Below are 25,475 nucleotides of genomic sequence, written 5' to 3'. Positions count from 1 at the left end.
CCCCTAGACCATCGTGTCCGTGAGCGGCAGGCCGAACTCGGCGCCACCGAACATCACGTACGCGCGCTCGGCGTCGTTGGCGGCGTGCACGCGACCGGCGTGGGCGTCACGCCAGAAACGCTGGATCGGCGTGCCGTTCGCGAGTGCGGTCGCACCCGAGTTCTCGAACAGCCGGTCGATCGACGCGATCGCACGGCCGGTGGCCCGCACCTGGTCGCGACGGGCGCGCAGCCGCATCTCGATCGGAACCTCTTCGCCCGCAAGGAGAAGCGCGTACTCGTCGGCGACGTTGCCGGACAGCTGACGCCACGCGGCGTCGATGTCGCTGGCCGCCTCGGCGACGCGCACCTTGGCGAACGGGTCGTCCTTGGCCTTCTCGCCGGCGTACGCGGCACGGACACGCTTGCCCTGGTGCTCGACGTGGGCGTCGTACGCGCCGTAGGCCATGCCGACGATCGGGGCGGAGATGGTGGTGGGATGAACGGTGCCCCACGGCATCTTGTAGACGGGTGCCGTGTTCTGCTGCAGGCCGGGAGCCGTGAGGTCGCTCATCGCCTTGAAGCTCAGGAAACGGTGCCGCGGCACGAAGACGTCCTTGACGACGATCGTGTTGGAACCGGTGCCGCGCAGGCCGACGACGTTCCAGACGTCGTCGATCTCGTAGTCCTCCCGCGGGATCAGGAAGCTACCGAAGTCGACCGGGCGTCCGTCCTTGATGACCGGGCCGCCGACGACGACCCAGCTGCCGTGGTCGGAGCCGGACGACCAGGCCCACGCGCCGTTGACCGTGTAGCCGCCGTCGACGACCGCACCGGCGCCCATCGGGGCGTACGACGACGAGATACGGACGTCGGTGTCCGTGCCCCACACGTCTTCCTGAGCCTGCTGGTCGAACAGCGCGAGGTGCCAGTTGTGCACGCCGACGATGCCGGCGACCCAGCCGGTGGACCCGCATGCGCTCGCGAGGTTGCGCACCGCGGTGTAGAAGGTGACGGGATCGGCCTCGTAGCCGCCCCACTGCTCGGGCTGCAACAGACGGAAGAAGCCGGTCTCCTGCAGTGCCTTGATGGACTCGTCGGGGATGCGGCGCAGATCCTCGGTTTCCTGCGCACGTTCACGCAGCACCGGCAGTAGCGCGTCGATCCGCTGCATCACCTCGCGGCTGTCATGGTCACCCACTGGACGCTCCCGTCTGTAATCGATGTTCACTTGCCCCGAGACTAGAACACGTTCTCTTCCGTGTCGAGGAAACGCGTATTCCACCGGTTATGCACAGTTGTCGCGGATGACAAGCATGCGATATCTAGCGGAATCTGCCCGAGTTCTATAACGTGTTCTAGCAACAGCTAGGAAGGGATGTGAGGTACTGATGGCGCAGATTCGTGAGATCGACGTGGGAGCCGCCCCGACGCGTTTCGCACGCGGTTGGCACTGCATCGGCCTGGAGCGAGAGTTCCTCGACGGCAAGCCGCACGCCGTGGAGGCGTTCGGCACCAAGCTCGTCGTGTTCGCCGACAGCAAGGGCGATCTCAAGGTTCTCGACGCGTACTGCCGGCACATGGGCGGTGACCTGAGTCAGGGCGAGATCAAGGGCGACTCGGTGGCGTGCCCGTTCCACGACTGGCGCTGGGGCGGTAACGGCAAGTGCACCGACATCCCCTACGCCCGCCGGGTTCCGCCGATCGCCAAGACCCGGGCGTGGACGACGCTGCAGCGCAACAAGATGCTCTACGTCTGGCACGACCCCGAGGGCAACCCGCCGCCCGAGGACGTCACCATCCCCGAGCTCCCCGAGGTCCTCACGGACGAGTGGACCGACTGGGAGTGGCACCGTCTCGAGATCACGGGCTCGAACTGCCGCGAGATCGTCGACAACGTCGTGGACATGGCGCACTTCTTCTACGTCCACTTCGGTTTCCCGAAGTACTTCAAGAACGTCTTCGAGGGACACGTCGCCTCGCAGTACCTGCAGAACCACGGCCGCCCCGACGTCGGACAGATGGGCACCCAGTACGGCGACACGATCCTCGACTCCGAGGCGGTCTACTTCGGTCCGTCGTTCATGGTCAACTGGTTGCACAACAACTACAGCGGCTACAAGGTCGAGAGTCTGCTGATCAACTGCCACTACCCCGTCACGCACGATTCGTTCGTGCTGATGTACGGCGTGAGTGTGCAGAAGCCGCAGGGCCTCGACGACGCCACCACGGCGAAGCTGGCGCGCAAGTTCACCGCGGGTGTCACGATGGGCTTCGAGCAGGACGTCGCGATCTGGAAGAACAAGACCAAGATCGACAATCCTCTGCTGTGCGAGGAGGACGGTCCGGTCTACCAGCTGCGCCGCTGGTACGACCAGTTCTACGTCGACGTCGCCGCTGTCGATCCGAAGGCCACCGAGCGCTTCGAGTACGAGATCGACACCACCAAGGCCGTCGAGGCCTGGCAGCGTGAGGTCGACGAGAACCTGGCGCGTCAGGCGGCCGAGAAGGCAGCCGCAGAGGCCGAATCGGACAGCGCAGAACACAAGACGGGAGTGTGACGATGACCTCGACCTGGGCCAAGGCCCCGACTTTCGCGGACGACCCGGCCCGGGTCGAGGCCGTTCGCTCGCAGACCGTCGTCGACCAGCACCACTACCTGGATGCGGGACTGCAGGAAGTGCAGTGCCGGGCGTGCGGGACGTGTGTGCTGGTCCGGAAGAACAGCTTCCGCCACACCAGCATCCAGTGGCAGGGCGATCCGGCGCGGGTGTGCCCGGAGTTCACCGGGGCGGGCGGCGGGCCGGCGTCCCGACAGACGTGCCCGCGACTGCTCGCCAGCATCGAGCACGCGGTGATGGAGGGCATCCTCGAGGTGCAGGACCCCGAGGGGTAACCGAACCGGCGACACGCGACGCAGCGGCCGGTCGACGAACGACAACGGCAGGCTGTGCACCCACCCGGGTGCACAGCCTGCCGTTTCGCGTCTCCCCCACCATTCCAGTGGAACGCGTGTCTGTTTGCTGCCGACCACAACCCACCCGAAAACCCATACTCACTGGCAGAAAGCATGGACTCACCCCGCATCGGTTCTATAACGTGTTCTACATGAGCAAGCAGGAATACGACATCGTCGTCGTCGGCAGCGGCGCTGCCGGCATGACCGCGGCCCTGACCGCCGCCCACCAGGGCCTGAGCGTGGTCGTCGTCGAGAAGGCGGCCCACTACGGCGGCTCGTCCGCACGATCGGGTGGAGGTGTCTGGATCCCGAACAACGAGGTGCTCGCGCGGGACGGCGTCACCGATACCGTCGATGCGGCCCGCACCTATCTGCACAGCATCATCGGTGACGTCGTCTCCCCCGAGATGATCGACACCTACATCGACCGCGGCCCCGAGATGCTGTCCTTCGTCCTGAAGAACAGTGCCCTCGAACTGCAGTGGGTGCCCGGGTACTCGGACTACTACCCGGAGGCTCCGGGCGGCCGGCCGGGCGGCCGTTCCGTCGAACCGACGCCGTTCGACGGCAACCGTCTCGGCGACGACCGCAAGAACCTCGAGCCCGACTATGTGAAGGCCCCCAAGAACTTCGTCATCACGCAGGCCGACTACAAGTGGCTCAACCTGCTCATGCGCAACCGTCGTGGCCCGCTGCGCGCGATGAAGGTGGGTCTGCGCTTCCTCGGCGCCAAGGCCCGCGGCAAGGACCTGCTGGTGCGCGGCCAGGCCCTCATGGCCGGCCTGCGGATCGGCCTGCGCGACGCCGGCGTCCCGATCCTGCTGAACACCCCGCTCACCGAGCTCGTCACCGAGGGTGATGTCGTGCGCGGCGTCAAGGTCCTCGTCGACGGGCAGGAACAGGTCATCCACGCCCGCCACGGTGTCGTGCTCGGCTCGGGCGGCTTCGAACACAACGAGGAGATGCGCAAGAAGTACCAGCGCGCCCCGATCGGCACCGAGTGGACCGTCGGCGCGAAAGCGAACACGGGTGACGGCATCGTCGCCGGCCAGAAGCTCGGTGCTGCCGTCGGTTTCATGGACGACGCGTGGTGGGGTCCGTCGATCCCGCTGACCGGCGGCCCGTGGTTCGCGCTGTCCGAGCGCACCCTGCCCGGCTGCATGATGGTCAACACCGCCGGCAAGCGGTTCGGCAACGAGGCCGCCCCGTACGTCGAGGCCGTGCACACCATGTACGGCGGCGAGTACGGCCAGGGTGACGGCCCGGGCGAGAACATCCCCACGTGGATGATCCTCGACCAGCGCTACCGCAACCGGTACACGTTCGCCGGCATCACCCCGCGCACCCCGTTCCCCGGGCGTTGGCTCAAGGCCGGCATCGTCGTCAAGGCCGGCTCGATCGCCGAGCTCGCCGAGAAGACCGGGCTGCCGGTCGACGCCCTCACCGCCGAGGTCGAGCGGTTCAACGGGTTCGCCCGCAACGGCAAGGACGAGGACTTCGGTCGCGGCGACAGCAGCTACGACCACTACTACGGCGATCCGCGACTGAAGAACCCCAGCCTCGCCGAGATCGGCAAGGCCCCGTTCTACGCGATCAAGATGGTGCCGGGCGACCTGGGCACCAAGGGTGGCATCGTCACCGACGTCGACGGCCGCGCGCTGCGCGAGGACGGCACCGTGATCGAGGGTCTCTACGCCGCCGGCAACTGCAGCTCGCCGGTCATGGGTCACACGTACGCCGGACCGGGCGCCACCATCGGCCCCGCGATGACGTTCGCGTACCTGGCCGTCCTCGACATCGCCGCCCGCGCCGAGGCACCCGCCGCGCCCGCGGCCAACTGACAGGAGAGACGACGTGCCCATCGATCCGTCGATCGCGATCGGAGCCGAGCTTCCGGCCCAGGAGTTCTCCTGGACGCCGTCGGACGTGCAGCTCTACCATCTCGGGATCGGGGCGGGTGACCGCCCGCTCGACTCGCAGGAACTGCGCTACCTCGACGACGCGAAGCCGCAGGTGCTGCCGCCGTTCGCGACCGTCGTCGCGAACATCCATGCCACGGAGGCGCCTCGGGTGTCGTTCCCCGGTGTGGAGATCGACCTGGCGAAGGTCGTCCACGGCAGCCAGGAAGTGTCCGTGCACCAGCCGATTCCGGCGTCCGGGTCGGCCCGGACGACCACCCGCATCGTCGAGGTGTGGGACAAGGGCAAGGCTGCGGTGATCGTGCAGGAGTCCGAGACGGTAGCCCTCGACGGGTCGCCGCTGTGGACGGCGCGGTCGTCGATCTTCGCGCGCGGCGAGGGCGGTTTCGGGGGTGAGCGGGGGCCGTCGGAGTCGGTCCCGCTGCCCGATCGGGAGCCGGATGCGGAGGTGCTGTCACCGGTCCTGCCGCAGCAGGCGCTGCTGTATCGGATGTGCGGGGACCGCAATCCTCTCCATTCGGATCCGGCATTCGCGTCCGGTGCCGGGTTCCCTGCGCCTATCCTGCATGGACTGTGCACGTACGGGATCGTCTGCAAGGCCGCGACCGACGCCGTCCTCGACGGTGATGCCGATCGGGTCAAGGGATTTCGCGCTCGGTTCGCCGGGGTAGTCTTCCCCGGCGAGACACTGCGGACACGAATCTGGCGAGACGGCGGTCGGTTGCTGATCTCGGCGACCGTGCCCGAACGTGACGACTCCCCCGCCCTGGCGGACGTCGTGCTCACCGTCGCGTAGCCCGGTCCGACACAGCTGTACCGGTCGGGTCGACACCTGTCGGCCCGACCGGGCGTATCTGCACCCGAATCTCCCTCCCCCTCGACATTTTTGGAGTACAGGAATGACGTCACTCGACGAAAGCCGGCTCTCCCGGCGCGGATTCCTCGCGGCCGGCGCGGGCGTGCTGGCGGCCGGCGCGGTGGTCGGCGGCTGGACCCCGGCCTTCGCGGTTCCCGCCGGATCCGCCGGATCCTCCGGGTCGCTCGGCTCGCTCGGTTCGACGGGGCCGGTCGCCCCGCTGCCGACGCCGCCGAACTTCCCGGACGGCATCGCGCTGTTCCAGCAGGCGTACCAGAACTGGTCCAAGGAGATCATGCTGGACGCCACCTGGGTGTGTTCCCCGAAGACCGCGGACGACGTCGTCCGCCTCGTGAACTGGGCGCACGACAACGGTTACAAGATCCGTCCGCGCGGTGCGATGCACGGGTGGACGCCGCTGACCGTCGAGAACGACTCGAACGTCGAGAAGGTGATCCTCGCCGACACGATGACCCACCTGAACTCGGTCACGGTGAACACCTCGGGCTCCCTGAAGACCGTCACCGCGGGTGCCGGCGCGAGCCTCGACGCGATCGTCACCGAGCTGCAGAAGCAGGGCCTCGGTTTCGCGAACCTGCCGGCGCCGGGCGTGCTGTCCATCGCGGGTGCCCTCGCGGTCAACGCGCACGGTGCGGCGCTGCCCGCCGCGGGCCAGGAGACGCTGCCCGGCCACACCTACGGTTCGCTGAGCAACCTGGTCACCGAGCTCACCGCGGTGGAGTGGGACGGCAGCAAGTACGCGCTGAAGACGTACCAGCGCAGCGACCCGAAGATCCTGCCGATGCTCACCAACCTCGGGCGATGCTTCCTGACGTCGGTGACGCTGCAGGCCGGCCCCAACGTCCGGCAGCGGTGCCAGAGTTTCACCGACATCCCGTGGCAGGAACTGTTCGCGAAGAAGGGTGCGCAGGGCCGGACGTTCGAGAAGTACGTCGCCGAATCCGGTGGCGCCGAGGCCATCTGGTACCCGTTCACGGACAAGCCGTGGATGAAGGTGTGGACGGTGTCCCCCACCAAGCCGGACTCGTCGAACGAGGTCGGCAGCTCCGGCAGCCTGGGCAGTGCCGGGTCGCTGGTGGGCAAGCCGCCGCAGTCACGTGAGGTGACCGGCCCCTACAACTACATCTTCTCCGACAACCTGCCCGAGCCGCTCACCGACATGATCGGCGCGATCAACGCCGGAAACCCGGGTATCGCACCGATGTTCGGTCCGGCGATGTACGAGATCACCAAGCTCGGCCTGGCCGCGACCAATTCGAGCGACATCTGGGGCTGGTCGAAGGACGTCCAGTTCTACATCAAGGCGACCACGCTGCGGTTGACGGAGGGCGGCGGCGCCGTCGTCACGAGCCGCGCCAACATCGCAACCGTCATCCACGACTTCACGCAGTGGTTCCACGGGAAGATCGAGGAGTACCGCGCCAAGGGCCAGTTCCCGCTCAACGGCCCCGTCGAGATCCGGTGCTGCGGCCTCGACAAGGCCGAGGAGGTGCTGGTGACGTCGGCCGGTGCACCGACCATCGCGGCGACCCGTCCGCGTCCCGACCACCCGGACTGGGACGTCGCCATCTGGTTGAACGTTCTCGGCGTGCCCGGCACCCCCGGCATGTTCGAGTTCTACCAGGAGATGGAGCAGTGGATGCGCACGCACTACAACAACGACGCCGCCACGTTCCGCCCCGAGTGGTCGAAGGGCTGGGCGTTCGGCCCGAACCCGTACACCGACATGAACATCGTCGAGAACGGGATGCGCAAGACCTACATGGAGGGTGTCGGGGGCACCTACAACTGGGACACCGCCCGGGCCCGGTACGACGCGATCGACCCGCACCGGATCTTCACGAACACCTTCATGGACCACCTGCTGCCGAAGGCATAGCGGCTAGGCAGGTTCCGTGACACCGACGCCGGTGGCGCCACGCACGTCGTGGTCGTCACCGGTGTCGTCGTCTCGGGTGCCGTCGTTTCCGGTACCGGGCCGGGTCCGGGACACCATCGGCATGCACCCGACGACGACCAACGCCACCACAGACACGGCCGCACCGAGCCAGAACAGCCGGTCCAGGCCGGCCTGCGCGGGCACCACCGCCGCCCCGATCGTCACCGTCGACGCGGCGATCACCGCGGCCCCGACCGCACTCGCGGTGGACGTGCCGACGGCCCTCACCAGGCTGTTGACGCTGTTGGCGGACGCGGTCTGGTCGAGCGGCACGGACGTGGTGATGAGGACCGGCATCGCTGCGAGCGCGAACGCGACACCGATCGAGATGACGAAGGCACTGACACCGACGGTGAGGACCGTGCTGCCGAGGACGCCGCGTTCGACGAAGCCGACGGCCATCGCGGCGGCCGCGATCGCGAGGGTCACCCGGCCCCCCCACTTACCGATCATGGCCGCGGTCACCGGCGCCAGGACGATCATCGCGACACCGCCGGGCAGCATCACCATGCCCGCCATGGTCGCGCTGAGGCCGAGTCCGTCGCCGGTCGCGGCCGGCACCTGCAGTTCCTGCAGCGACGCGTACGAACTGAGGAACATCGCGAATCCCAGCAGCAGTGCGCACATGTTCGCCACCAGCACGGGACGACGGACGGAGGTCCGCAGATCGACGAGAGGCTCGGACATCCTCAGCTGCAACGGGATCCACGCGGCCAGGCCGACGACACCGACGGCGACCAGGCCGATCGACGCCGGACTCCCCCACCCCCAGGCCCCGCCCTTGGAGATCGCGAGCAGGACCGCGGTGAGCGCGGTCGTGAACAGGAGCGCGCCGGCGTAGTCGAAACGGCCACCGGAGCGGGTCGTCGATTCGGGGACCGCGAGCGGCAGCAGCACCGCCATCAGGATCGCGAACGCCGCCGGCAGCCAGAACAGCGACCGCCATCCGAGGCTGTCGTAGAGCACACCGGCCAGGGGCGCGCCGAACACGCTGCCGATGCCGATCGTCGCGCTCATCAACGCGACACCGGTGCCGAGTTTCTCCGGTGGCAGGATGTCGCGCATCATGCTGATGCCGACGGGCATGAGGGCCACCGCGAAACCCTGCAGTCCCCGGCCGACGACCGCGCCCGCGAACCCGGGCCCGAGGACGGCGACGACGGAACCGGCCACCATCATGCCCAGGCACACCAGCATCATCGCGCGTTTGCCGACCATGTCGGCGAGACGGCCGATGAGCGGGGTGCCCACCGCACCGGTGAGCAGCGTGATCGTGACCAGCCAGGATGCACTCGTCGCGGGGATGCCGAGGTCGACGGCGAACGACGGCAGCACCGGCACCATCAGCGTCTGCAGCAGTGCGACGAGGATGCCGCTCAGGCTCAGGACCGCGACGGCGAGCCCGCCCCGCGCGGACCGCGGGGCGGGCGTCGAGGAGTCCGTCACCCGGTCACGCGTGCAGCGTTACCGGCGTCGATCGGGAGGACGGTGCCGCTGATGTGGGCACTGCCCGCGGCGGAGTAGAACAGCACCGCACGGGTGATCTCGTACGGGTCGAGCCACGGCACCGGCTGCGCGTGCAGGCTCTGGAAGATCGGGGCGACGTCGTCCATCGTCGGTGCCTCGAGATCGGGGCGCATCATCGAGTACAGCATGTCGTTGTGGATCATCCCGGTCGAGATGTTGCCCGGTGCAATCACATTGACGGTGACGCCGTGCGGTGCGAGGTCCAGTGCGGCACTCTTCGACATGCCGATGACACCCCACTTCGACGCCGAGTAGCCGACCATGTTGGTGTTACCGGCGCGGCCCAGCATCGAGGAGATCGTGACGATCCGGCCGTAGCCTCGCTCGATCATGCCGGGCGACACCGCACCGATCGTGTTGAAGACACCGGTGAGGTTGCTGGCGATGACCTCGTTCCACTGCGCCGACGTCATCGACTGCACCGGCGCGGCCAGCGTGATACCGGCGTTCGCGACCGCGATGTCGATGCGTCCGAACTCGGATTCCGCGCGGGCGACGAGGGCGTCCATCGCCGCCCGGTCCGCGGTGTCGGCCTTGACGGCGATGCACTTGCGGCCGGTGGCCTCGACGAGGCGCACGGTCTCGGCCAGGTCGTCCTCGGTGCCCAGCGGGTAGCGCACCTCGTCGCGGTCCTCGCACCGGTCGCAGATCACGATGTCGGCGCCACGCTCGGCGAAGGCCACCGCGTGCGACCGGCCCTGTCCGCGGGCCGCTCCGGTGATCAGGGCGACGCGGCCCTCGAAGCTCGAGAATTCGTCCATGTTGTTACTCTCCTCGGAGTCGTACGGCCGTGCCGGAACACTTCGGTCCGTCACTATCAGTACCGGCCGTCGATGTGTCTCCGGTCACGAATCCCGTCCACCGGGAGTCCCGACAGGACAGGGTCACCGTCCGGTGGCGAGGACGACGGCCGCCGACGCCGCCGCCAACGCCACCACCGTGCCGGCCAGACCGGCCACGAGCAGGAACGGGTAGTCGACGCGCCCCGCCCCGAACTTCTCGCTGACCCGCTGATGGCGTCGACGCGCCGTCACGATGACGACGGACGCCGACACGACCGCCCACACGCCGACCACCTGCACGAGCGTCGACGACCCCGGCACGTACCGCAGGCACAGGAACGCGACGGCCGCGAGACTCGCCGCGGTCCGCACCCAGGCCAGGGTGGTCCGCTCCGGTTGGAGTCCGGGATCACCGTGACCGTCGGCCGTCGGGGGCATCGCGTCAGCGCGCCATGACGACGAGCAGGGTGACGGCCGCACCGGCGATCATGCACACCAGCAGCGCCGCCAGCGCCGGCACCGGCAGGCTGCGGCCGTGCCGCATCGCCGCCTCCACCGACATCCACCGCAGGAACGCGAACGCGACCAGCAGCACCGCCCCGACCAGCAGACCCACGACGAGCACCGTGTGCACGGCCGGGCCGACCACGTCGGTGCCGAACGCCTCGAGGCCGACCGCGGCCGCGATCAGTCCGAGACCCGTCCGCACCCAGGCGAGGAACGTGCGCTCGTTGGCGAGCGTGAACCGGGGATCGGGGTCGTCGCCCTCCCGGAACGCTTTCGGTCGCCATCCTTGCCGCGTCATCACGTTGCCCTCTCCTCGTCCGTCACACAGGAATGTCGCCGAGGATCGACACCCGCTCCATGACACGACGGTGCGGGAAGTAGTCGCTCGCCGCGTAATGCTGCGTGGCACGATTGTCCCAGAACGCAATCGAGTTCGGCTGCCACTTGAACCGGCACTGGAAGTCGGGCACCTTGGCCTGATCGAACAGGTGACGCAGGAGTTCTTCCGCCTCGGCCGGATCCATGTCCGGAATGTGGGTGGTGAACAAACTGTTGACGAACAGCGTCCGCCGCCCCGTCTCCGGGTGGATCCGGACGATCGGATGCTCGACCGGCGGGTACTGCTCCTGCATGGCCGCCAGTTTCTCCGGGGACATCGAACGCCCGAACGACGGCACGAAGTCGTGGATCGCGACGCGGCCCTCGATCTTCTCCTTCACCTCGTCGGACAGGCAGTCGTACGCGTTGCCCATGTCGGCCCACAGGGTGTCGCCGCCGGCGGGCGGCACGTCCAGGGCACGCAGCATCGAACCGAGCGGCGGCCGCTTCTGCCACGTCACGTCGACGTGCCAGATGTTCTCGGTGCCCGGGCTGTGCTCACCGCGTTCGAAGTGGACCACCTCCGGCACCTCCCCCTGCGGCAGCAGCGGATGCACCTCGAGTTCACCGAACTGCCGGGAAAAGTCCCGGTGTTCGAGGGCTGTGATCTTCTGGTCGCGGAAGAACACCACCTTCCACTCCAGCAGGGCACGCCGCAGGTCCGCGACGGTCTCGGCACTCGGATCCCGCAGGTCGACGCCGTGGATCTCGGCACCGATGAACGGGGTCATCGGACGCACCTCGAACCGCGTGTACGGTTCCGGCTCGAAACCGTCTGCGCACCTGCGCATCCCGCGCGGACCGAACTCGATCGAGTGGCGTCCGATCTCGACGGTGCGTGATGTGGTCATGGTCTGCACAGCATCCTCCGATCATCTGCTCGAGCCGGTCGCGCCGGCTCGATCCTGTTGTGTGTAGGGCGCTTCGAGAGCGCCCACCGACATGTCGACGAGATGCCCGACGGTCTCGTCGAAGTCGGCGTGGCTCATAGTCCGGCCGTGGGCCCGGAGCTGCTCGTACAGCGCGAGTCCGGACACCGCCATGTTCAGCATGAGGGTGGCCCGCGCCGCCGCGACCCGGCGCGGCAGATGGTCCAGCGCGGCGATCAGCCGCACCGACACCTCACGACTCGCGTCGGTGACCTCGGCCAGGTCCGGGTTCTTCATGTCCACCACCGGTGACACCCGGGCGATGAACTGGGCATAGTACGACTCGGTGCCGGACGTGCGCAGGTGGTCCGCGAGGGGCAGCACGACGGCCTCGACGAGGGTGCGCACGTCGTGGCCGCGCCCGTCTGCGTCGATACGCTCGAGGAACTCGCGGCGATGCTGATTGATTTCCTTCATCCGCCGGCGGAACACCTCGAACACGAGTCCGTCGCGTCCACCGAAATGGTATTGAACTGCCGAATTGTTCTTCTGGCCGGCAGCGGACGCAATATCCCGCATCGACACACCGTCGATGCCCTTCTCGGCGAACATACGTTCCGCCACTTCGATCATGGCACTCTTGGCGTTACCGGTTCCGGACACCACCCGACCATACTAAGACAGTGTCTTAACTGTCAACAGTCACCGAGCACCGGCTCACGAAAGCCGCCCTTGACAAGGACCGATACCTTCGCGAGACTCCAGAACACACCTGATTAAGAACACGTCTTATCGTTGCGGGACGGCGACCCGCGACTATTCCGATTCCGATCGAGAGGCCCTGATGTGAACCGTCATTCGATACCGATCGTGACGAACGATCCACAGCCGTCGGCGGCGGTCGACTACCGCAACCAGCGCGAGCCGTTCACCCGGCCGCAGCCGGTACGGCCACCGGCCGGAGCACCCAACGTCCTACTGGTGATGCTCGACGACGTCGGCTTCGGCACGGCGTCGGCGTTCGGCGGTCCGTGCCGCACCCCCACCGCGGAACGCCTCGCCGAGGGCGGTGTCGCATACACCCGGTTCCACACCACCGCCCTGTGCTCGCCGACCCGCGCCGCCACCCTCACCGGCCGCAACCACCACAGCGTCGGCTTCGGCGTGATCGCCGAACAGGCCACCGCCGCACCGGGATACAACGGCACCCGGCCGGCGACCGCAGCGACCGTCGCGCGTGTCCTGCAGGGCAACGGCTACGCGACCGGCGCGTTCGGCAAGATGCACCAGACACCGACGTGGGAGATCAGCGAGGCCGGCCCGTTCGACCGATGGCCCACCCGTGAGGGTTTCGACCGCTTCTACGGTTTCCTCGGCGCCGAATCCGACCAGTTCTCCCCCGTCCTGTACCGCGACTTCACCGTCGTCGAGCCGCCGCGGACCCCCGAGGAGGGGTACCACATGTCGGAAGACCTGGTGGACAACGCGATCGAGTGGATCGACTCGGTGTCCACGATGGACCCGGACAAGCCGTGGTTCTGCTACCTGCCGTTCGGTGCGTGCCATGCTCCGCTGCAGGTGCCGGACAGCTACCTCGACACGTACCGCGGCGAGTTCGACGACGGCTGGGACCGCCTGCGCGAGGTCACGCTCGCGAAGCAGAAGCAGCTCGGTGTGGTGCCACCGGAGACCGAGCTCGCACCGTGGGCGCCGGGACTGCCGCACTGGGACGAACTCGACGACGACCAGAAAACCGTCTCCGCGCGGCTGATGGAGTTGTACGCGGCGTTCCTCGAACACACCGACGACCAGGTCGGCCGCCTCGTCGACCACCTGCAGGCGTCCGGAGCCCTCGACAACACGCTCGTGCTGTACATGCTCGGCGACAACGGCGCGTCCGCCGAGGGCGGCATGGAAGGCTCGTTCAACTACCTCGCCGGACTCAACGGCTACAAGCAGACCACCGCGGAAGTGCTCGAGAAGCTCGACCTGCTGGGCACCCCGGAGAGCTATCCGCACTACCCGGCGTCGTGGGCGATGGCCCTCGACACCCCGTACCAGTGGACCAAGCAGGCGGCGTCGCACTACGGCGGCACCCGTAACGGCCTGATCGCCCACTGGCCCAAGGGGATCAACGACGCCGGCGCCATCCGGGACCAGTGGCATCACTGCGTCGACATCACCCCGACGATCCTCGAGGCCGTCGGAGTCCCGGCCCCCGACACCGTCGACGGCGTCCCACAGAAGCCGATGGAGGGCGTCGCGATGAACTACACGTTCACCGACGCCGACGCCGCCGACCGGCACACCACCCAGTACTTCGAGATCTACGGCAACCGCGGCATCTACGACCACGGCTGGACGGCAGTGACACTGCACCGGGCGCCGTGGCTGATGGCCACGTACGGGCTGCAGTTGCCGGCGTTCGACGAAGACCACTGGGAGTTGTACGACACCACGGTCGACTGGTCGCAGGCCCGTGACGTGTCCGCCGAGTTCCCCGAAAAGCTCGCGGAACTCAAGCAGAAGTTCCTGGTGGAGGCCGCGAAGTTCCAGGTCCTGCCCCTCGACGACCGCACCGTCACCCGGAACGCGGCCCCGCAGGACCGGCCGCCGCACCCGCTGCGGGGGCGCACGTCGATCACGCTGTACCCGCACATGAACGGTCTGCCCGAGAAGTCGGCGCCGCCGCTGTTCAACCGCTCGTACACGATCACCGCGTCACTCGAGACCGGCGGGAAGCCGTGCGACGGCGTACTGTCCAGTGTCGGTGGACGATTCGGCGGACTCGCCCTGTACGTGGCCGACTCGAAGCCGGTGTTCTGCTACAACTTCAGCGGCGGCGGGCTCACATTCGTCCGTTCCGACGCCGAACTCACCGACACCTCCCGCGAAGTGACGCTGGAATTCGTCTACGACGGCGGCGGAATCGGCTTGGGCGGCACCGCAATTCTGTCGATGGACGGTGTCGAAGTGGCCCGCGGCCGGATCGCACAGACCACCCGCGCGATCTTCAGCATGAACGAACAACTCGACATCGGCGTCAACCGAGGCAGCCCGGTGTGCGACGACATCACCGGCCGCTCCGCGTTCACCGGACGCCTGCACCACGTCCGCATCGATCTGCCCGGCGAGGGACGCCCGGAGACCGCCGTCGAACGTGAGCGGATCGCGCTGGCGACGCATTAGGCAGCGAAGCTGCCCGTGCGCCTTTTTGGTAGTCCCAGCTACCAAAAAGGCGCACAGGCGGCGCAGCCGCTTACCCCGTCAGTACCAGGCCCGAGGTGGGGACGCCGGTGCCGGCGGTGACGAGCACCTGCTGGGCGCCGGGCACCTGGTTGACGGAGGTGCCGCGGATCTGGCGGACGCCCTCGGCGATGCCGTTCATGCCGTGGATGTAGGCCTCGCCGAGCTGTCCGCCGTGAGTGTTGAGCGGCAGCGCCCCGCCGACCTCCAGGGCACCCGGCTGCCGGACGAAGTCCTTCGCCTCGCCGCGACCGCAGAACCCGAGGTCCTCGAGCTGCATGAGCACGTACGGGGTGAAGTGGTCGTACAGCACCGCCATGTCCATGTCCTGTGGGCGCAGACCGGACTGCTCCCACAGTTGGTTGCCGACCAGTTCCATCTCGGGGATGCATGCCAGGTCGGGCCGGTAGTAGCTCATCATCGTGTACTGGTCCTTGGCGCTGCCCTGTGCTGCGGCCGCGATCGAGACCGGCTTCTGCTTCAGGTCCTTCGCCCGCTCCGCGGAGACGACGACGATCGCGATGCCGCCGTCGGACTCCTGGCAGCAGTCCAGCAGGTGCAGCGGTTCGGCGATGAACCGCGAGTTCTGGTGGTCTTCGAGGGTGATCGGCTTGCCGTAGAAGAAGGCGTTCGGGTTGGTCGCCGCGTGCTTGCGGTCGGCGACCGCGATCCGGCCGAAATCCTCACTGGTGGCGCCGTACTGGTGCATGTACCGGCGCGCCATCATCGCGACGCTGCCGGCCGGGGTGCTCAGCCCGTGCGGGTACGAGAACGCGTAGTCCGCACCCGACGAGTTCACCTGGTTCACCAGACCGGAGTCCACCTGACCGAACCGGTGCCCGGACCGCTCGTTGAACGCCCGGTACGCGACGACGACGTCGGCGACCCCACCGGCCACCGCGAGGGCCGCCTGCTGGATGGTGGCGCACGCCGCGCCGCCGCCGTAGTGGATGCGGGAGAAGAACTTCAACTCCGGAATCCCGACCGCACGGGCGACCGCGATCTCGATGTTGGTGTCCATCGTGAACGACACCAGGCCGTCGACGTCGGCGGGCGTGAGGCCCGCGTCGGCGAGGGCCGCGTTCACCGCCTCCGCGGCCAACCGCAGCTCGCTGCGCCCGGAATCTTTCGAGAAGTCGGTGGCGCCGATACCGACGATCGCCGCCTTGCCGGACAGTCCGCTCATGATGCGCTCCCCACGGTGATCGAGCCGTCCAGCACGAGCGTGACGGTGGAGGTGATGTGCTTGCCGAGGGAGTCGGTGCCGACGACTGCGAGGGTGACCAGGCCGTCGTCGTCGACGGATTCGACGGTGCCGGTGAGGGTCAGGGTGTCGTACGCATACCACGGCACCCCGAGGCGCAGCTGGATCGACTTGATCACGGCACGCTGCCCGGCCCAGTCGGTGACGTACCGCTGCACCAGTCCGGTGTCGGTGAGGATGTTGACGAAGATGTCCTTCGACCCGCGCTGCTGCGCGAGATCCCGGTCGTGGTGCACGTCCTGGAAGTCGCGGGTGGCCAGTGCCGTCGACACGACGAACGTCGGCGTCCCCTCGACGACCAGGGTGGGCAGGGTGTCGCCCACCGCGACGGCGGGCGGGGTCACAGGAGTCACAGGGCTCATCGGTTCTCCTCCACACCGCGCCACGCGTACAGCGTCCACGGGCCCTTGGTCTCGTCGTCGGGATCGGCCGGGAAGTCGAGGAAGTCCACCTCGACCCGCTGCCCGACGGCCACGGCCTCGGGGTCGACGCCGCGCAACTCGCCGAGCATCCGCACCCCTTCGTCCAGTTCGACGAGCGCGACGACGAACGGCAGCGGCCGTCCCGGCACCTTCGGGGCGTGGTGCACGACGAAACTGCACACCGTGCCCCGCCCGGATGCCACGACGTAATCGGTGGTCTCCTCCTTGGGTTTCCACACCGCCGGCACGGGCGGATGCTGCAGCGTGCCGTCGGGGCGCTGCTGCAGGCGCAGCTCGTGCGCGGCGACACCCTCCCAGAAGAACTGGGTGTCCCGCGACGCGGCCGGACGCATCATCCGGGTGGGATCCAGGTCGTCGACCGGGTCACCACTCGCCGCGACCGAATGTGACATTCGGTCAGGGGCCGGGGGTGCGAACTTCAGGATCCGGAACAGCATTTCGGCGACGATCTCGTCGGTGCCGTCTTCTCGGGCGACTTTCCAGTAGTTGCGGGTGGTGAAGAACCAGCCCTCACCGAGGCCCGTCTTCTTCGGTCCGACCACGTCCTCGAGGACGGACTCGATGGTCACTTCCTCGCCGGGGCGGAGGTACCGGTGGTAGGTCTGGTCGCAGTTGGTGGCGACGACGGACGTGTAGCCGGCGTCGTCGAGGATCTGCGTCATCCGGCCCAGCGGATCGTCGTCCTCGCGGACCGCACCGAGGCCGCGCATGGTCCACACCTGCGCCATCGCTGGTGGTGCGACGAGGCCGCCGTGACCGGCGGCGACCGCGGCGTCCTCGTCGACGTAGATGGGGTTCGTATCGCCGATCGCCTCGACCCAGTTGCGGATCATCGGCAGGTTGATCGGGTCACGCCCCGCGCGGGCCTTGCTGGCCCCGCCGTCCCGGACCTGTTGCGCCGCAGCGAGAATGTCGGTCATCGACGGGCCACCTTCGGCAGTCCGAGTCCGGCGGTGGAGATGAGGTCGCGCATGACCTCGTTGACGCCGCCGCCGAACGTGATGACGAGGTTGCGCTTGGTCTGCGCGTCCAGCCAGCGCAGCAGGTGCCCGGTCTCCGGGTCGGCCGGGTCGCCCCAGCGTCCGACGATCTCCTCGGCGAGCCGGCCCATCCGCTGGATCTGCTCGGTGGCAAACACTTTGGTGGCCGACGCGTCGGCCATGTCGACCTCGCCGGCGGCGGACGCGACCTGCCAGTTGAGCAGTTCGTTGAGCCGGTAGATCGCCCGGATCTCACCGAGTGTGCGCTGCACGTCGGGCTGTGTCGCGATCGGATTCCCGTCGGGGCCCGGATGTTTCGCCCATTCGCTGACGTGGTCGTACAGCCCGCCGACGCGGCCGGACGGGCCGAGCATGACGCGCTCGTGGTTGAGCTGGGTGGTGATGAGCCGCCAGCCCTTGTTCTCCTCGCCGACGAGCATGTCGACGGGGACGCGCACGTCCTCGTAGTAGGTGGCGTTGACGTGGTGGGCGCCGTCGGCGGTGATGACCGGGGTCGACGAGAAGCCCGGGTCGGTGGTGTCGACGATGAGGATCGAGATGCCGCGGTGCCGGTCCTCGGGGGTGCCGGTGCGCACCGCGAGCCAGATGTAGTCGGCGGCGTGACCGCCTGTGGTGAAGTACTTCTGGCCGTTGACGAGGTAGTAGTCGCCGTCCGGGTCACTCTTCCTGACCGCGGTGGTGCGCAGCGACGCCAGATCGGTGCCGGCCTCCGGTTCGGTGTAGCCGATCGCGAAGTGCACGTCGCCGGCGAGGATGCCGGGCAGGAACTTCCGCTTCTGTTCCTCGGTGCCGTACGTCTGCAGCGTCGGACCGACGGTCTGCAGCGTCACCGACGGCAGCGGCACGTCCGCACGGACGGCCTCGTTGGTGAAGATCTGCTGTTCGATCTCACCGAAGCCCTTGCCGCCGAATTCCTTCGGCCAGCCGACACCGAGCCAGCCGTCGCGGCCCATGCGCCGGATGACGTCGTGGTAGACCGGCCCGTGCCGGTCGGTGAGCATGATCTCGGTCTCCTCCGGCGAGATCAGGCCGGAGAAGTAGTCGCGCAGCTCCGCCTGGAGCTTGCGCTGTTCCGGGGTCAGATCGATGAGCATGCTGCCTCCACACCGAGGTCGCGGGCGCTGAGGGCGCCGAGGATGGTCAGACGGGACGACGGGCCGCCGACGAGCCGGACCAGGTCCTTGGTCTGCTCGTAGTACAGGTGCGCCGGGTAGGTGACGTCGGCGCCGAGACCGCCGTGCATGTGGCTGCACTGCTGCATCGCCACCGGCAGCTGCTCGGCCAGCCAGTACGCGGCCACCGACGTGTCCTCGGTGGCGTCGAGTCCTTCGGCGAGCCGCCAGCACACCGACGTGGCCGCCAGCTCGAGGGTGCGGGCGGTGACGTACGAGTCGGCGAGCTGCTGCGACACGGCCTGGAACGCCGCGATCGGCTTGCCGAACTGTTCGCGGGTGCTCACATGCTTGGCCGCCAACTCGGTCATGCCCGCGCCCAGACCGGCGGCCTGCGCGGCGAGCACGGCCAGCGCGATCCGGTACAGCGCCTGCACCGGGGCACCGGTGAGCAGGGCACCGGAGTCGATGCGGACCCCGTCGAGCACCATCGTGCACTCCGGCGCCAGCGACGCGGTGAACGTGCGGGTGAGCGTGACCCCGTCCGCGTCGGGTGCGATCACGGCGACACCGGCGTCCGTCGGCACCAGCACGAATGCGGCCTGCTCGGCGTACCGGACACCGACCTTGCGGCCGGTGACGGCGTAGCCGTCGCCGTCGGCGACCGCGGTGGTGGCGGGCACCGCCGGCAGCGGCGCGCCCGGCTCGCCGAGCGCCGCGGTGAGGATCGCGCCGGACGCGACACCGGCGAGGAACCGCTGCGCATCACCGCCGAACGCGAGCAGCGGCAGTACACCGAACGCGAGGGTCTCGAGCACCGGCACCTGCGCGGCCACCCGGCCGACCCGGTTCAGCAGCACCCCGATCTCGGCGATCCCGAGATCGTCGCCGCCGAGAGACTCGGGCAGCGGCAGCGACAGCACCCCCTCGTCGGCCAGCCGCTGCCACAGGGTGGCGTCCCACACGGGGGCGTTCCTGTCCATCGCCGCGAGCGTCTCGGCGCTCGCCGCCGTCTGCAGCACGGCGTCGGCCACCTCGGCCACCGCCTGCTGCTCACTACCGAAAGTGAAGTCCACCTGAGATTTCCGTCCTGTAGAAGTACATAGAAGGTCAGCCGCGGGGCAGGCCCAGCAGGTGCTCGGCCGCGACAGTGAGCAGGATCTGGGTGGTGCCACCGGCGATGGACAGGCAGCGGGTGTTGAGGAACTCGCGGGTGAGCGGGCCCTCCACCCAGCCGGCCTCACCGGCGAGGTCGACGGCGAACTCCGCGACGTCCTGGCGGTTGCGGACGCCGACGAGCTTGCGCACGCTCGACGCCGGTCCCGGGTCCTGCCCGTCCAGCTGCCGCAACGTGGTGCGCAGGTCGATGATCGAGCCGACCAGCGCCTCGGCGATGAGGGCACCGAGACGGTCCGCGGTCACCGGGTCCGGGTCACCGGCCAGTTCGAGCAGTTCCTCGACGGCCTTGCCGAGCGACGAGCCGCCGCTCATCGCGACCCGCTCGTTCGCGAGCGTGGTGCGGGCGAGCTTCCAGCCCCCGTTCACCTGGCCGACGACGCACTCGTCGGGGACGAACACGTCGTCGAGGAACACCTCGTTGAAGAGGGCGTCGCCGGTGATCTCCCGCAGCGGCGAGATCCGGATGCCGGGGGTTTTCATGTCGAGCACGAAGTACGTGATGCCCTTGTGCTTGGGCGCGTCCCGGTCGGTGCGGGCCAGGCAGATCGCCCAGTCCGCTTCCATCGCGAGGGACGTCCACACCTTCTGCCCGTTGAGTTTCCAGCCGCCGTCGACCTTCTCTGCGCTGGTCCGCAGCGACGCCAGATCGGAGCCGGCACCGGGCTCGGAGAACAGCTGGCACCACGTGATCTCTCCGCGCAGCGACGGCAGCGCGAACCGCTCGATCTGCTCGGGGCTGCCGTGCTCGAGAACTGTCGGCACCGCCCACCAGCCGATCACGAGGTCCGGGCGTTCGAGACCGACCGCTGACATCTCCTCCGCGATGAGGATCTGCTCGGCGGCCCCGGCGCTGCGACCGTACGGGGTCGGCCAATGCGGTGCGGCATAACCGGATTCAGCGAGTGCGATACGACGCTCGGACTCGGGAACCGCGGCGAGCGCAGCAACCTCGGTGCGGACCGCGAACCGTCCGGCCTCCACCGTCGGATCGATCTCGGACAGGTCGATCGCCAGGTGCCGTCGGGCCCCGGCCCGGGTCAGGTCGGTGACGCGGGCCCGCCACGCAACGGCGCCGCCGAGGAACTGTGCGGTGGAGACCGCGCGGCGCAGGTAGTAGTGCGCGTCGTGCTCCCACGTGAAGCCGATGCCACCGAGGATCTGGATGCAGTCCTTGGCGTTCGCGGTGGCGGCGTCGAGGGCGACGGCCCCGGCGACGGCCGCCGAGATCGGCAGCTCCGACGCGGCCGCGCCGGCGGCAGCGAGGTCCGGGTCCGGCAGGGCGTCCTCCGCGGCGGAGGCGGCGTCCCACGCCACGGCCCGCGCCTGCTCGACGCGGCACAGCATCTCCGCGCACAGGTGCTTGATCGCTTGGAAGGATCCGATCGGCTTGCCGAACTGCTCACGGATCTTGGCGTACTCGACGGCGGTGTGCAGCGTCCAGCCGGCGACACCGGCCGCTTCCGCGGCGGCGAGCGTCGCCGCGAGATCACGGACGAGGCCGGTCGAGATGCCGGTGACGATGCGGTCCGGCGACACCGCGACCTGCGCGCACCGGACGCGGGCGGCGGCCCGGCTCTTGTCGAGGATGTCGAGGGTCTCGACCGTCAGGCCCGGCGTGTCGGCGTCGACGAGGCACCAGGCGGTGCCGTCGGCGGTCGACGCGGGCACGAGGACGGCGACGCCCGGCTGTCCACCGAGCGCGTTGCCGGCGTCACCGCTCAGGACGAGACCACCGTCGGCGTCCGGGGTCGCGGCCAGGTCCGGGGCCTCGAGGACGACCGCAACCGGGAGCTGTCCCTCGGCGATCGCGGCGGCCCACTGCTTGGCGGCGGCGGTGCCGCTGCGCCCGATCACGAGCCCGGCGAGCGCGGTCGGCAGAACCGGGCCACCGACGAGTTCGGTGGCGGCCTGCTCGAGCATCGCGGCGAGGTCCACGACCTGTCCGCCGACGCCGCCGACGGACTCGGGGACCCCCACCGCGAACAGGCCCAGGTCGGCGATCGCCGACCACGACCGGCGCCAGGAATCTGCTGGTCCCTCCCGTAAAATGGCAATCGGGGCCGCAGAGCGGGCCCATGCCCGGATCGACTCCTGGACGGCCTTCTGTTCGTCGGTCGTGGCGATAGTCACAGCGGCTCCCAGCCTCTCGTGAATGGCATCTTCATTTAGAACGTGTTCTAATATGTGCGGCCGTCCAGAGTCAAGGCGTGAAGGAAACAGTCGATGACCACCTCATCTCGATCCCGTTCTGCCGGGACACCGGTCTCGACGCTCACCGACGACGATCTCAGTTCCAACGCCCAGCGGGAGCGCCGCAAGCGGATCCTCGACGCCACCCTGACCCTGGCCTCCAAGGGCGGCTACGAGGCCGTCCAGATGCGCGCCGTCGCCGAACGCGCCGATGTCGCGGTGGGCACGCTGTACCGCTACTTCCCGTCCAAGGTGCACCTGCTGGTCTCGGCGCTGGCCCGCGAGTTCGAGCGGATCGAGTCGAAGGGCAAGATCCCCCCCGGCCACAGCCCGCTCGAGCGGATGAACCTGATCCTCGGCCAGATCACCAGGGCCATGCAGCGCGATCCCCTCCTCACCGAGGCCATGACCCGCGCGTTCATGTTCGCGGACGCGTCCGCCGCCGCCGAGGTCGATCAGGTCGGCAAGCTCATGGACACACTGTTCGCGCGCGCCATCACCGACAGCGACCCCACCGAGGACCAGCTCGCGATCGCCCGCGTCATCAGCGACGTGTGGCTGTCGAACCTGGTGGCGTGGCTCACCCGCCGCTCGTCGGCCACCGACGTCGCCAAGCGCCTGGAACTGACCGTCGAACTGCTCCTCGGCGACGGCTCCAAGCGTCCCCTGCCGTCCGCGTAATTCGCCCGCTCGGGTGATTGCGGCGCGCCACGCCGCCGACGATCGCCTAGGTTTGAACCTGTGAGCGCTCTGGATCTGCCGATCGAAGTCCGCCGGGCCCTGTCGACCGTGGCCCGGACACCGCGCCTGCTGGTGGCGTCCGACTACGACGGCACGATGGCACCCATCGTGTCCGATCCGGAACGGGCGTATCCGCATGCCGAGTCGGTGCGGGCGCTGCGCGCACTGGCCGGGCTCGCGTCGACCACCGCAGCCGTCATCTCCGGACGCGCCCTCAAAGACCTCGCAACGCTGTCCCGGCTGCCCGCGGAGGTCCAGTTGGTCGGCAGCCACGGCTCCGAGTTCGACGTCGGATTCGTGCATGCCATCGACGCGAACGCCCGCAAACTGCTGCACGAGGTGATCGCCGAACTGTTCCGCATCGCCGGCCTGTACGCCGGGGTGACGGTCGAGACCAAACCCGCGAGCGCCGCCCTGCACGTGCGCAACGCATCCGACGAGGACGGCGCCTCCGCCCTGGCCGCGGTCCGCACCGAGGCCGCGCTGTGGACCGGCGTCCAGGTCACCGAGGGCAAGGCCGTCATCGAACTGGCCGTCATCGCGACCGACAAGGGCAAGGCACTCGACATCCTTCGCCATCAGGAGGGTGCGACGGCCGCGGTCTTCTTCGGCGACGATGTCACCGACGAGAAGGCGTTCGCCCGGCTGCAGGGCCCTGACGTGGGTGTCAAGGTCGGCGGCGGCGCCAGCCGCGCCGAGTACCGCGTCGAGACCACCGAGGACGTCGCGACCGCGCTCGCGTTCCTGCTCGAGGAACGCCGGATGTGGCTGTCCGGGCCGGACGCACCGCCGATCGAGCGGCTCACGATGCTCGCGAACCCGCGGTCGGTCGCGCTGCTCACGCCGGACGCGAACCTGACGTGGCTGTGCCATCCGGAGCCGGATTCCCCGGCGGTGTTCGCGCACCTGCTGGGCGGGCCCGAGGCCGGGCACTTCAGTGTCGGACCGCAGCGGGACGCGCTGCCGCTGAGCCAGCAGTACCTCGACGGCACCATGACCGTGCAGACCCGGTGGGCCAGCCTCACCGTCACCGACTATCTGCCGCACGACGTCCAGCCGAGCCGCACCGACTTCACGCGTGTCATCACGGGACGCGCGAAGGCGGTCGTCAGCTTCGCGCCCCGGCCGGAGTTCGGTCTGGCCACGATGCAGTTGGAGACGGACACCGACGGACTCCGGGTCTCCGGCACGAGTGAGCCGATGGTCCTCCACTCCCCCGGCGTGCACTGGGACATCACCACCGACGGCACCCGGCAGACCGCGTTCGCGGTCGTCGACCCTTCGCAGGGGCCGATCGTTCTCGAACTGCGTTGCGGCACCGAAGATCTGGGACCTTCGCAGATTCCGGAGCCGGAACGTCGAGAGTTCGCCGAATCGTACTGGCGGGACTGGGTGGACACGCTCGACCTACCGCCGCTCAAGACGAATCTGATGAAGCGGTCGGCTCTGACACTGCGCGGACTCGTACACGCACCGAGCGGATCGATCCTCGCGGCGGCCACGACGTCGCTGCCCGAGGAGATCGGCGGCGTCCGCAACTGGGACTACCGGTACTGCTGGCTGCGTGACGCGGCACTGACGGCGTCGGCGCTCGTGAGCGTCGGCTCCCTCGGGGAGGCCGAGGCCTACCTCGAATGGGTGCACCGGGTGCTCGACACGCTGCACGGTCCGGAGCGGCTGCACCCGCTGTACACGCTGTACGGGGGCAATCTACCGGCCGAGGCCGTGATCGATTCGCTGCCGGGCTACGCGGGTTCCCGGCCGGTGCGGGTCGGGAACGCCGCCAACCAACAGGTGCAGTTGGACGTGTTCGGTCCGATCGTCGACCTCATCGCGTCGCTCGCGCACGCGCGGGCGAAGAACGGTGTCACGGGTTCCGGCGCGCTCACCGACCGGGACTGGGAACTGGTGTGCGCGATGGTCGAGGCCGTCGAACGGCGGTGGAGCGAACCGGATCACGGCATCTGGGAGATCCGCGACAACCCCCGCCACCACGTGTACTCGAAGGTAATGGGCTGGCTCACCGTCGATCGGGCGCTGACACTGGCCACGAGCTTCGGCCGGGACGCCGGCGCCACGTGGGCGGCGCTGCGCCGGGAGATCGCCGAGGAGGTCACCGAGAAGGGCTGGAACGCGGACGCCGAGTCGTACACCGCTGCCTACGACGGCACCGATCTGGATGCGGCGACGCTGCACATCGGCCTGTCCGGGCTCATCGATCCGTCGGACGAACGGTTCGCCGCGACGGTCGTCGCGACCGAGCGGGAACTACGCAGCGGCTCGACCGTGTACCGGTACCACCACGACGACGGACTGCCCGGCACCGAGGGCGGCTTCCATCTGTGCGCGGCGTGGCTGGTGGAGGCGTACCTGCTGATCGGGCAGCGCTCCGACGCGGAGGCCCTGTTCAAGCAGCTCGTCGACGCCGCCGGCCCGACGGGCCTGCTCGCCGAGGAATACGACCCGGTCGCCGAACGATCGCTGGGCAATCATCCGCAGGCGTACAGCCACCTGGGTCTGCTGCGGTGCGCGCAGCTGCTGAGCGCGGACACCACGCGGTAGAC

The 25,475-nt window shown here is 68.7% G+C and carries 21 protein-coding genes; 8 read left to right on the top strand and 13 right to left on the bottom strand.

The window, feature by feature from the left end:
• Positions 1–3 precede the first annotated feature (3 nt).
• On the bottom strand, positions 4–1,152 hold the full coding sequence (gene hsaA, locus E0497_RS02460; RefSeq protein WP_170312860.1) for a 3-hydroxy-9,10-secoandrosta-1,3,5(10)-triene-9,17-dione monooxygenase oxygenase subunit: 1,149 nt from the start codon (positions 1,150–1,152) through the stop codon (positions 4–6).
• A gap of 217 nt (positions 1,153–1,369) precedes the next feature.
• Between hsaA and E0497_RS02455 the strand changes: the two genes are divergently transcribed.
• The 5 genes from E0497_RS02455 to E0497_RS02435 all read left to right on the top strand — a co-directional run bounded on the left by E0497_RS02455 (position 1,370) and on the right by E0497_RS02435 (position 7,612).
• Positions 1,370–2,539: a 3-ketosteroid-9-alpha-monooxygenase, oxygenase component gene (locus E0497_RS02455; RefSeq protein ID WP_137723206.1), complete on the top strand. Its 1,170-nt coding sequence runs from the start codon at positions 1,370–1,372 to the stop codon at positions 2,537–2,539.
• Positions 2,536–2,874, top strand: coding sequence for a hypothetical protein (locus tag E0497_RS02450; protein ID WP_137723205.1), 339 nt, complete (start codon positions 2,536–2,538; stop codon positions 2,872–2,874). Before E0497_RS02455 ends, E0497_RS02450 begins: the two co-directional genes overlap by 4 nt.
• Before the next feature lie 203 nt (positions 2,875–3,077).
• Positions 3,078–4,778: a 3-oxosteroid 1-dehydrogenase gene (gene kstD / locus E0497_RS02445; RefSeq protein WP_137723204.1), complete on the top strand. Its 1,701-nt coding sequence runs from the start codon at positions 3,078–3,080 to the stop codon at positions 4,776–4,778.
• Between the two features lie 13 nt (positions 4,779–4,791).
• Entirely contained in the window at positions 4,792–5,652 is an 861-nt protein-coding gene (locus tag E0497_RS02440; protein ID WP_137723203.1) for a MaoC/PaaZ C-terminal domain-containing protein, read from the top strand.
• A gap of 103 nt (positions 5,653–5,755) precedes the next feature.
• Positions 5,756–7,612 carry a cholesterol oxidase substrate-binding domain-containing protein gene (locus E0497_RS02435; protein WP_137723202.1) on the top strand — a complete coding sequence of 619 codons (1,857 nt, stop codon included), beginning with the start codon at positions 5,756–5,758 and terminating at the stop codon, positions 7,610–7,612.
• Between the two features lie 3 nt (positions 7,613–7,615).
• Here the strand turns inward: E0497_RS02435 and E0497_RS02430 are convergent, their stop codons facing one another.
• The 6 genes from E0497_RS02430 to E0497_RS02405 all read right to left on the bottom strand — a co-directional run bounded on the left by E0497_RS02430 (position 7,616) and on the right by E0497_RS02405 (position 12,368).
• On the bottom strand, positions 7,616–9,118 hold the full coding sequence (locus E0497_RS02430; protein WP_241665674.1) for an MFS transporter: 1,503 nt from the start codon (positions 9,116–9,118) through the stop codon (positions 7,616–7,618).
• A complete protein-coding gene (locus E0497_RS02425) occupies positions 9,115–9,960 on the bottom strand; it encodes a mycofactocin-coupled SDR family oxidoreductase (RefSeq protein ID WP_137723201.1) in 846 nt (281 codons plus the stop codon). Before E0497_RS02425 ends, E0497_RS02430 begins: the two co-directional genes overlap by 4 nt.
• 123 nt (positions 9,961–10,083) lie before the next feature.
• Positions 10,084–10,419 carry a DUF202 domain-containing protein gene (locus E0497_RS02420; protein ID WP_137723200.1) on the bottom strand — a complete coding sequence of 112 codons (336 nt, stop codon included), beginning with the start codon at positions 10,417–10,419 and terminating at the stop codon, positions 10,084–10,086.
• A gap of 4 nt (positions 10,420–10,423) precedes the next feature.
• Positions 10,424–10,786 (bottom strand): YidH family protein, encoded by a 363-nt coding sequence (locus E0497_RS02415; RefSeq protein WP_137723199.1) that lies wholly within the window; start codon positions 10,784–10,786, stop codon positions 10,424–10,426.
• A 22-nt stretch (positions 10,787–10,808) separates the two neighbouring features.
• The gene (locus E0497_RS02410; RefSeq protein ID WP_137723198.1) at positions 10,809–11,726 is read right to left on the bottom strand and encodes a TauD/TfdA dioxygenase family protein; all 918 of its coding nucleotides are present in this window, start codon (positions 11,724–11,726) and stop codon (positions 10,809–10,811) included.
• Positions 11,727–11,738: 12 nt separating this feature from the next.
• A complete protein-coding gene (locus tag E0497_RS02405; protein ID WP_241665695.1) occupies positions 11,739–12,368 on the bottom strand; it encodes a TetR/AcrR family transcriptional regulator in 630 nt (209 codons plus the stop codon).
• 213 nt (positions 12,369–12,581) lie between these two features.
• Here E0497_RS02405 and E0497_RS02400 point away from each other — a divergent pair, with 213 nt between their 5' ends.
• A complete protein-coding gene (locus E0497_RS02400; protein ID WP_137723196.1) occupies positions 12,582–14,924 on the top strand; it encodes an arylsulfatase in 2,343 nt (780 codons plus the stop codon).
• A 70-nt stretch (positions 14,925–14,994) separates the two neighbouring features.
• Here E0497_RS02400 and E0497_RS02395 read toward each other — a convergent pair whose 3' ends face one another.
• Genes E0497_RS02395 through E0497_RS02370 form a run of 6 tightly spaced genes read right to left on the bottom strand, consistent with a single transcriptional unit; the run spans position 14,995 to position 22,110 of the window.
• Entirely contained in the window at positions 14,995–16,167 is a 1,173-nt protein-coding gene (locus E0497_RS02395) for a lipid-transfer protein (protein ID WP_137723195.1), read from the bottom strand.
• The gene (locus tag E0497_RS02390) at positions 16,164–16,607 is read right to left on the bottom strand and encodes a MaoC family dehydratase (protein ID WP_137723194.1); all 444 of its coding nucleotides are present in this window, start codon (positions 16,605–16,607) and stop codon (positions 16,164–16,166) included. The genes E0497_RS02395 and E0497_RS02390 overlap by 4 nt, the downstream gene beginning before the upstream one ends.
• Positions 16,604–17,608 (bottom strand): bifunctional MaoC family dehydratase N-terminal/OB-fold nucleic acid binding domain-containing protein, encoded by a 1,005-nt coding sequence (locus E0497_RS02385; RefSeq protein ID WP_137723193.1) that lies wholly within the window; start codon positions 17,606–17,608, stop codon positions 16,604–16,606. The genes E0497_RS02390 and E0497_RS02385 overlap by 4 nt, the downstream gene beginning before the upstream one ends.
• Positions 17,605–18,783, bottom strand: a complete 1,179-nt coding sequence (locus tag E0497_RS02380; protein WP_137723192.1) for an acyl-CoA dehydrogenase family protein — start codon at positions 18,781–18,783, stop codon at positions 17,605–17,607. Before E0497_RS02380 ends, E0497_RS02385 begins: the two co-directional genes overlap by 4 nt.
• A complete protein-coding gene (locus E0497_RS02375) occupies positions 18,768–19,877 on the bottom strand; it encodes an acyl-CoA dehydrogenase family protein (RefSeq protein ID WP_137723191.1) in 1,110 nt (369 codons plus the stop codon). The genes E0497_RS02380 and E0497_RS02375 overlap by 16 nt, the downstream gene beginning before the upstream one ends.
• A gap of 34 nt (positions 19,878–19,911) precedes the next feature.
• The gene (locus E0497_RS02370) at positions 19,912–22,110 is read right to left on the bottom strand and encodes an acyl-CoA dehydrogenase family protein (RefSeq protein ID WP_137723190.1); all 2,199 of its coding nucleotides are present in this window, start codon (positions 22,108–22,110) and stop codon (positions 19,912–19,914) included.
• Positions 22,111–22,203: 93 nt separating this feature from the next.
• Here E0497_RS02370 and kstR point away from each other — a divergent pair, with 93 nt between their 5' ends.
• Both kstR and otsB read left to right on the top strand, forming a co-directional pair.
• Positions 22,204–22,851, top strand: a complete 648-nt coding sequence (gene kstR, locus E0497_RS02365) for a cholesterol catabolism transcriptional regulator KstR (protein ID WP_137723189.1) — start codon at positions 22,204–22,206, stop codon at positions 22,849–22,851.
• 60 nt (positions 22,852–22,911) lie between these two features.
• Entirely contained in the window at positions 22,912–25,473 is a 2,562-nt protein-coding gene (gene otsB / locus E0497_RS02360) for a trehalose-phosphatase (RefSeq protein ID WP_137723188.1), read from the top strand.
• Positions 25,474–25,475 lie beyond the last annotated feature (2 nt).

Origin of the sequence: Prescottella subtropica, assembly GCF_005434945.1 — a bacterium.
Taxonomy (GTDB): domain Bacteria; phylum Actinomycetota; class Actinomycetes; order Mycobacteriales; family Mycobacteriaceae; genus Prescottella; species Prescottella subtropica.
This window is presented reverse-complemented; position numbering and strand designations above follow the sequence as displayed.

Bases quoted from the DNA above. Each gene is read 5' to 3' on its own strand.
- E0497_RS02415 (WP_137723199.1), bottom strand. From the start codon at position 10,786: ATGACGCGGCAAGGATGGCGACCGAAAGCGTTCCGGGAGGGCGACGAC.
- E0497_RS02425 (WP_137723201.1), bottom strand. From the start codon at position 9,960: ATGGACGAATTCTCGAGCTTCGAGGGCCGCGTCGCCCTGATCACCGGA.
- E0497_RS02435 (WP_137723202.1), top strand. From the start codon at position 5,756: ATGACGTCACTCGACGAAAGCCGGCTCTCCCGGCGCGGATTCCTCGCG.
- E0497_RS02390 (WP_137723194.1), bottom strand. From the start codon at position 16,607: ATGAGCCCTGTGACTCCTGTGACCCCGCCCGCCGTCGCGGTGGGCGAC.
- E0497_RS02385 (WP_137723193.1), bottom strand. From the start codon at position 17,608: ATGACCGACATTCTCGCTGCGGCGCAACAGGTCCGGGACGGCGGGGCC.
- E0497_RS02455 (WP_137723206.1), top strand. From the start codon at position 1,370: ATGGCGCAGATTCGTGAGATCGACGTGGGAGCCGCCCCGACGCGTTTC.
- kstR (WP_137723189.1), top strand. From the start codon at position 22,204: ATGACCACCTCATCTCGATCCCGTTCTGCCGGGACACCGGTCTCGACG.
- E0497_RS02395 (WP_137723195.1), bottom strand. From the start codon at position 16,167: ATGAGCGGACTGTCCGGCAAGGCGGCGATCGTCGGTATCGGCGCCACC.
- E0497_RS02420 (WP_137723200.1), bottom strand. From the start codon at position 10,419: ATGCCCCCGACGGCCGACGGTCACGGTGATCCCGGACTCCAACCGGAG.
- E0497_RS02380 (WP_137723192.1), bottom strand. From the start codon at position 18,783: ATGCTCATCGATCTGACCCCGGAACAGCGCAAGCTCCAGGCGGAGCTG.
- E0497_RS02405 (WP_241665695.1), bottom strand. From the start codon at position 12,368: ATGATCGAAGTGGCGGAACGTATGTTCGCCGAGAAGGGCATCGACGGT.
- hsaA (WP_170312860.1), bottom strand. From the start codon at position 1,152: ATGCAGCGGATCGACGCGCTACTGCCGGTGCTGCGTGAACGTGCGCAG.